This is a genomic window from Streptomyces sp. NPDC001137 (genome assembly GCF_040298885.1).
Taxonomy (GTDB): Bacteria; Actinomycetota; Actinomycetes; order Streptomycetales; family Streptomycetaceae; genus Streptomyces.
In genome coordinates, this window is sequence record NZ_JBEPBA010000008.1 from 383,314 (window position 1) to 390,133 (window position 6,820).

Below are 6,820 nucleotides of genomic sequence, written 5' to 3' on the forward strand. Positions count from 1 at the left end.
GGAGAGAAAGGGGCGTCATGTCGCGCATTCAGATACCGGTGGACGAACTCGCCGACACCATGGCCGCGTTGCAGGACATCCGCGAACGGATCGACAGGACAGCGAAGTTGAGCAATGTCGGTTCGGACGACGATGTGGGCGACCACGGTCTGATCTCGGCCGTCAACGGCTTCGACGACGCATGGTCGGCCGGCCACGAACGGGTCCAGGAGAACGTGGACACGTTCAAGCAGGCCGCGCAGGGCATCGTCGACAACTTCACCGACACGGACAACGAAGCTGCAAAGGCGTTGGATGAACCTGCTTGAGGCACAGGACGGGGACGGGCCGCCGCGGCTGCTGCCCTCTGATGAGCGGCCGTCGGGCGCTCCGGCGCGCTACACGCTGAAATACCCGTCCACTTGGGCGCACCTCGACCTCGACCCGAACACCAGGGATGTGGCGATCCGGCGCCGGATCGAGGAGCAGGCGAAGGGTGTGGAGGTCGAGCGCGAGCGGGTGGACGCCCTGATCCGGGAGACCCGCAGGAGCGCGCGCGAAGCCTATGCCCAGGGCGCCCTTCAGGTCGGCTACCTGCTCGGGTTCCTGCCGGACGGCAGCACGCTGAACGCCACGGCGATGGTGCTGCGGACCCGGATCCCCGAGGGTGAGCCGACCGATCTGCCGCAGATGATGCTCGCCGCGGGCGTGCAGAACAGCCGGACCTCGGTCGGGCGGGGTTCCGACCTGAACCGTGTGGAGATCATGGAGCTGCCCGAGGTGGGCAGCGTGGGGCGGATGACCTCGCTCGAGGACTTCGACTACTTCGGGCAGGCCACGATCCGCACTGCCGTGCACCAGGTGGTGATCCCCGTGCCGTCGAGCCGGGACCTGATGATCCTCGCCAGTACGACGCCCAACATCAGCCTGGCGGAGAAGTTCTTCGAGGTGTTCGACGCCGTCGCCGGGACCTTCCGGTTCCACGACTCCGAGGACCCTGTGCAGGACGCCGTCGCCGGCGCCGAGAACGGGAAGTGAGGGCGGGACATGGCACGGCCACCGCTGGCCGACTGGGAATCGGTGTTCGGCTTCTCGTCGGACCCGACACCCGGCGACCCCGAGATCCTTGAACGACTCGCCTCCGAGTACCGGTCCATCTCCAACGACGCCCAGTCCGCCCACTCCGTCGTCGCCCGACTGGACTCCGACGAGCTCGGCGAGGGCAAGTCCATGGAAAAGCTGCGGACACAGCTCAAGGAACTGCCCACCCAGGTCGGCAAGCTCCAGTCGTCCTACGAGGCGGCCGCCGACGCGATCGCGAAGTACGCCATCAGCCTCCGGGAGTGCCAGGACCAGGCGGACCGCGCGCTGGAAAGGGGCCGCGAGGCGAAACAGCGGCTGGACTCGGCGATCGAGGTGGCGTCCGCGGCGAGCGCCCATGTGAAGAGCCTCGACAGCGCGGAGCCCCCGCCCCCCGACGACGAGGCGGCCCGGAGCAACGCCCGGCGTGCCATGGCTGACGCGAAGGAGGCGGAATCCTCGGCCGCGCAGTCCGTCGAGTCGGCTCAGGCGGAGCTGGACGCGGCCCGGCTGCTGGCCCTCGACGCGCAGGAACTGCGCACTTCCGACGCGGGTGTGGCCAAGCGCGAGCTGGAGGAGGCCGAGGGCGAGGCGGTCAAGGGAAAGAGCTTCTGGGACAAGATCGGGGACATCCTGAACCAGGTCTTCTCCATCATCGGAACCGTTCTCGGTGTCGTCGCCATGTTCGTCGCCGGTCCCGTCGGTGTCGCGCTCGCCGCGGGCGCTCTCCTCTTCGGAGCCGCTTCGCTGGGCCTCACGATCGGGAAGGGGGTCGATACCGGGCACTGGGACATCGTGGGCATCGTCCTGGGAGTGGTGGGGCTCGCCACGGGCGGGATCGCCGTCCTCGCCAGCAAGGGCATCGGCGCCCTGGGGAAGGTCGGCCTGGGGCAGTGGATCAAGAACCTCTTCAAGAATTTCTATCCGACGGAGATCTTCGCGACGGCACCGGTGATCGAGCTCGACCTCATCGGAGGGGGAGCCACCGCCATCGTCCCGGCCACCGTCGTGGTCGGCGCCCGGCCGGCGCTGTCGACGCTGGACGGCATCCTGAACGGGCTGGGGCTCATCACCAGCATCGCCGGCCTCATCTACGGGCCCCTCGAGTTCTCCGGGCACGCGCCGGGCGGGGGTGTGGACGCGTGAGGCCGCTCACCGGGCGCTGATCCGACCCGGGACATGCCCCAGGCTCCGAGGGCTCCCGCCGACGTCAACGGCGGGAGCCCTCGGTCCGGATGGACGACCGGTCAGTCCCCGGCCGCCGGGAGCACCGTCTCCGGGACCTGGACGGTGCGCAGCACGCCGTCGCCCAGGTGCAGGATCGCCCGGCCCGGGCGGGTAGCACCCAGGCGGCTGCGGGGCACCTTGACGCCGATGAGTTCGCCGTCGCTCATGTTCTGCGGCTTCAGCAGCAGGCCGCACCGGTGGCGGCGGGCCTCGGTGTGCCAGCCGGAGAACCCGGAGGAGAGCCGGTCGGTCTGCCCGGCGATCACCAGGCCCCGGCGCATCTCGGTACCGGACTTGGCGATCCGGGTGAGGACGGCCTCGGCCTTCGTCTTCAGCAGCAGGTCGCCGTCGTCCAGGAGCACCACGGCCCCCCGCCGCGAGGACGCCAGCGCCTCCTCCAGCGCGATGGGGTCGATGTCGGACTCGTCGAACACCGCGAGGACCCCGGGCCGTCCGGCGAGGCGGCGCAGCGGCGACCTGGCGGGCGCACCGACGACGACGGGCATCCCGACCGACAGCAGCGACAGCGCCAGCGTCGCCAGCACCGTGCTGCGGCCCGAGCGGGCGGGGCCGGCGACGAGGAAGGTCGGCGTGAGACCGAAGTCCGGTCCGTACGCGGTGAGTTCGTCGCCGCCGACACCGGCCAGGGCCCAGCGCGCGGACTTCAGCGGCTGCGGCACGTACCGGACCGCCTCCTCCCAGGTGAGCCGGTCCGGCAGGGTGTCGACGCGGAACGGCCGGGAGGCGGCCGGCAGGTGGGCCGCATCCCGGCGGCACTGCTCGGCGATCTTCTGGAGCGCCACGGCCTGCGCCTGGCCCCCCGGGTCGTTGGTGAGGAGTGCGACCTGCGCCTCGGCCTTGTCGGCGGCGCGGAAGGCACGGCCCGGCGGGATCTCGTCGGGCACGTTCCGCTGGGTGATCCCGATCATGCCGTACTCGGACTTCTCGTTCAGCTTCAGCACGAGCTTGTCCTCGGTCGAGCCGTTGACCCGGCTGGAGAACAGCGCCCGGTCGCCGGTCACGACCAGGTGGATGCCGACGCTCCCGCCGTCCCGGAGCAGGGTGAGCACCGCGCTCAGCAGGTTCCCGGCGTCGTACTCACCGAGCTGCTTGTCGAAGACCTCCCAGCGGTCGATGAAGAGCACGATGTGCGGCGGCCGTTCCTCCTGAGGCAGGCTGCGGCGCAGCTCCGGCAGGTCGGCACTGCCGTGCGCGGCGAGCAGCTCCTGGCGGCGCGCGAGCTCCGCCGTCAGCCGGGCGAGCAGCCGGGCCACCCGGTCCGGCTGGGTGCGCTGGGTGACGGCGCCGCAGTGCGGCAGCCCCTCCATCGCCAGCAGGGCGCCGTTGCCGCAGTCGATGCCGTACATGTGCAGCTTGTCCGCGGAGTGGGCCCGGGCCAGGGTGCCGGCGATCGTGCGCAGCGTCTGCGACCTGCCCTGCCGGGGTGAGCCGATGATGTGCAGGTGGCCGAGCGTCGCGGGGTCGATCACCAGGGGGAGCCGGGCCTGTTGGGCGGGCAGGTCCACCACGCCGTACGCGACGGGCGCGAGGTCGTAGTCCGAGGGCGGGGCCGGCGGCAGGTCGCCGGTGACGAGCTGCTCGGGCAGGGGCGGCAGCCAGGGGCTGTGCTGCGCGGGGATGCCCAGCTCCCGGTCCGCCTCGCGGATCGCCGTGACGAGTGCCGTGAGGTCGGTCTCCACGTCGGCGGGGGCGGCCGCGGCGCGGGGCCGCGGCGGGAGCGGTTCGCCGAGCCGCTCCCAGCCGACCACCACCGCCCAGGGCGCGGGCAGCGAGCTCGCCGTGGCGCCGGGCCGGCGGCCGCCGACCCGTCCGGACTGGAACGGCACGAGGGAGTTCTGGCCCAGGCGCACATAGGCGCGGCCGGGTGTGCTCTGCGAGATCGACGCGGCCTCGGGGGAGTTGAGGACGTCCTGGCTCTCACCGGCGTCCGTCACCCGGAGCGCGATGCGCAGGTTGGTGTTGGCGCGGATCTCCGAGGAGACGACGCCACTGGGGCGCTGCGTCGCCAGGATCAGATGGATGCCGAGGCTGCGGCCCCGCTGCGCGATGTTGACCAGGCCCTTCACGAAGTCCGGCAGGTCACGCACCATCGAGGCGAACTCGTCGATGACGATGAGCAGCCGGGGCATCGGTGTGCGGCCGGCCGGGTCGCGCTCCAGCAGTTCGACGTAGTCCTCGATGTCCTTGGCACCGGCCTCGGCGAGGACGTGCTCGCGCCGGGTGAGTTCCGCCGTGAGCGACACCAGGGCCCGCTCGACGAGATGGGCGTCGAGGTCGGTGACCATGCCGACGGTGTGCGGCAGATCCACGCAGTCCTTGAACGCCGAGCCGCCCTTGTAGTCGACGAGGACGAACGTCATCGCGTCCGGACGGTTCGCCACCGCGAGCGAGGCGACCAGGGTCTGGAGGAGTTCGGACTTGCCGGACCCGGTGGTACCGGCGACCAGCGCGTGCGGACCGTCGCGCCGCAGATCCAGGAAGAACGGGCCGTCCAGGGAGACGCCGACGGCCGCCCGGGTCGAGCGGCCCCCTGCCGCCCAGCGCGCCTTGACACCGGCGGCCTGCGGCGGGTCGAGGGCGAGCACGTCGAGCAGCCGCGCGGCGCCGGGGAGCACCGCGGCCTCCTCGTCGTCCCCGCCCGGGTCCCGCAGCGGGCCCATCGCCCGGGCCAGCGAACGGCACCAGTCCAGGGACACCCCGTCGGGCCGGATGCCGCCGACGGTGCCCTTCCCCGAGCGTCCCAGCCGCACGGTCTGGCCGGGTTCCTCGACGACGACGGCGTGGCACTCCTCCGGCAGGAGTCGCTCCTCGGCGTCCAGGCAGATCGCGCGGACGCCGACGGACGGTCCGTCGCGCAGGATCTGCGCCACGCCGGGCAGCGAACGCAGCCTGCGGGCCCCGTCGAGGACGACGAGCACGTCCGGTCCGCCGGGCCGGCCGCGGCGGTCCTCCCCGCCGGCGCGCTCGGCGATCAGCGCGGCCAGTTCGGCGACCCGCCGGGCGCAGCTCTCCGTGCCGTAGCCGATGCTCGCCGGGATGTCGCCGGACTTCTTGCGCACATGCGGCAGCCAGCGCAGCCAGGACCAGGCGTCCCGGCCCGGGCCGCCGGTCGTCAGCAAGTGGATCTGGAGGTCACGGGGGCTGTGCAGGACGGCGGCCTGGGCGACCGCCCACCGTGCCACGGCGCGCGCGGCCGGGCCCTCGCCGGCGATGCCCAGCACGTCGTGCTCGCGCAGCGGAACGGTCACCGGGACGTCGTACGCGGTCCGCGGGTCCTGGCGGCGGTGTTCGTCCTTGGTCGGGTCCTGGAGCACCACGTCGGAGGGCAGGTCGGCGGTTCCGATGCGCAGTTCCAGGAAGTCGGCGTCGGTGGTGCGGCGTTCCCACAGGCGGCGCCGGGGGCCGACGGCGGTCAGGACGACCTCGGCCGGGTCCGGGAAACCGCGGCGCCGGGCGGTGCGTTCGGCCGCCAGGGCCTGCTTCGCCTCGCCCTCGATGCGTGCCTTCTTCTCCTTGTAGGCGGCGACCGCGTCCGCGTGGGACTGGCGTCCGCTGCGCCGGTTCACCAGGTAGTTGCCGAGGATCGCGACCGGGGAGAGCAGCCCGAACAGCAGCATCGACAAACGGCCGAAGACCAGCACGCCCGCCCCCGCCATCACCAGCGGCGCAAGCGCGGTGATCCACGGCATCGGGCGGGCTGCGGGCGTCGCGGGCGGGGAGGGCAGGACGAAGCGGGTGGCGTTCGCCGGCGGCCGCAGCCGCGGCGGTCTGTTGTAGTCCTGGCCCGTGCCGTCCTCCGACGGTTGCAGGGCCGCGTCCGGCGGCCCGGGCAGGGCGAGTTCGAGCAGGCTGCCGCCGACGAGGAGCTGTTCGCCGACCGCCCAGGCGGTGGGCTCACCGAGGTCCTCGCGGTCCAGTTGCAGGGGGCCGCCGTCCGCGGACTCGTCGGGTGCCACCCGGCAGCGCCCTCCGGGGCTCACCGTCAGGACGGCGAACGGACGGTCCGGTACGGTGCCCAGCACCTGGGCGGTCCCGTCGTGCGCCAGCCCGATCCGGTACTCGCCGATGCCGAGCCGGCGCACCGCGCCCGCCCCGGGCCCGCCGACCGCACGGACCTCCACCAACCCGTCCGGTTCGGCCGACGAGCTGCCCGCCGGGCGGCCCAGGCCGACGACGGCCGCATGGTGCAGCGGCGCGTCCCGCAGCGTCAGGTCCGCCGGCAGCAGCCGGTCGCCGGCGTACAGGCCGAGGCCCTCCGGGGGCCGCTGGACGCCGCCCGCCTCGGCCAGCGCCACCGCGACGGCGCTCAGGGGCGTGTCGGGGTCGGCGTCGAGGTGGACGTCGAACGCGTCACCGTCCCCCTCCACCACGGTCAACATCAACGACACGGAACGTCCTCCAGCCTGCGTGAACGGGGGCCGCGGGAGTGGGGCCAGTCGGCTCCCGGGCCACTGAAATGGCCTACGGGGCCGGCCCGCGGATGGTTCACGAACACACTGGTGAACCATCCGCG

4 protein-coding genes are annotated in these 6,820 nt (G+C 72.8%); 3 read left to right on the forward strand and 1 reads right to left on the reverse strand.

The window, feature by feature from the left end:
- The first annotated feature begins 38 nt into the window (after positions 1–38).
- From ABT254_RS19115 to ABT254_RS19125, 3 genes are read left to right on the forward strand one after another with little or no spacing between them, the layout of a single operon-like run.
- On the forward strand, positions 39–308 hold the full coding sequence (locus tag ABT254_RS19115; RefSeq protein ID WP_351471059.1) for a hypothetical protein: 270 nt from the start codon (positions 39–41) through the stop codon (positions 306–308).
- Positions 295–1,017, forward strand: a complete 723-nt coding sequence (locus ABT254_RS19120) for a hypothetical protein (RefSeq protein WP_351471061.1) — start codon at positions 295–297, stop codon at positions 1,015–1,017. The genes ABT254_RS19115 and ABT254_RS19120 overlap by 14 nt, the downstream gene beginning before the upstream one ends.
- Positions 1,018–1,026: 9 nt before the next feature.
- Positions 1,027–2,205 (forward strand): putative T7SS-secreted protein, encoded by a 1,179-nt coding sequence (locus ABT254_RS19125; protein WP_351471064.1) that lies wholly within the window; start codon positions 1,027–1,029, stop codon positions 2,203–2,205.
- Between the two features lie 101 nt (positions 2,206–2,306).
- On the opposite strand, the gene ABT254_RS19130 is transcribed toward ABT254_RS19125, so the two are convergent.
- Positions 2,307–6,686: an FtsK/SpoIIIE domain-containing protein gene (locus ABT254_RS19130; protein ID WP_351471125.1), complete on the reverse strand. Its 4,380-nt coding sequence runs from the start codon at positions 6,684–6,686 to the stop codon at positions 2,307–2,309.
- Positions 6,687–6,820: the final 134 nt, after the last annotated feature.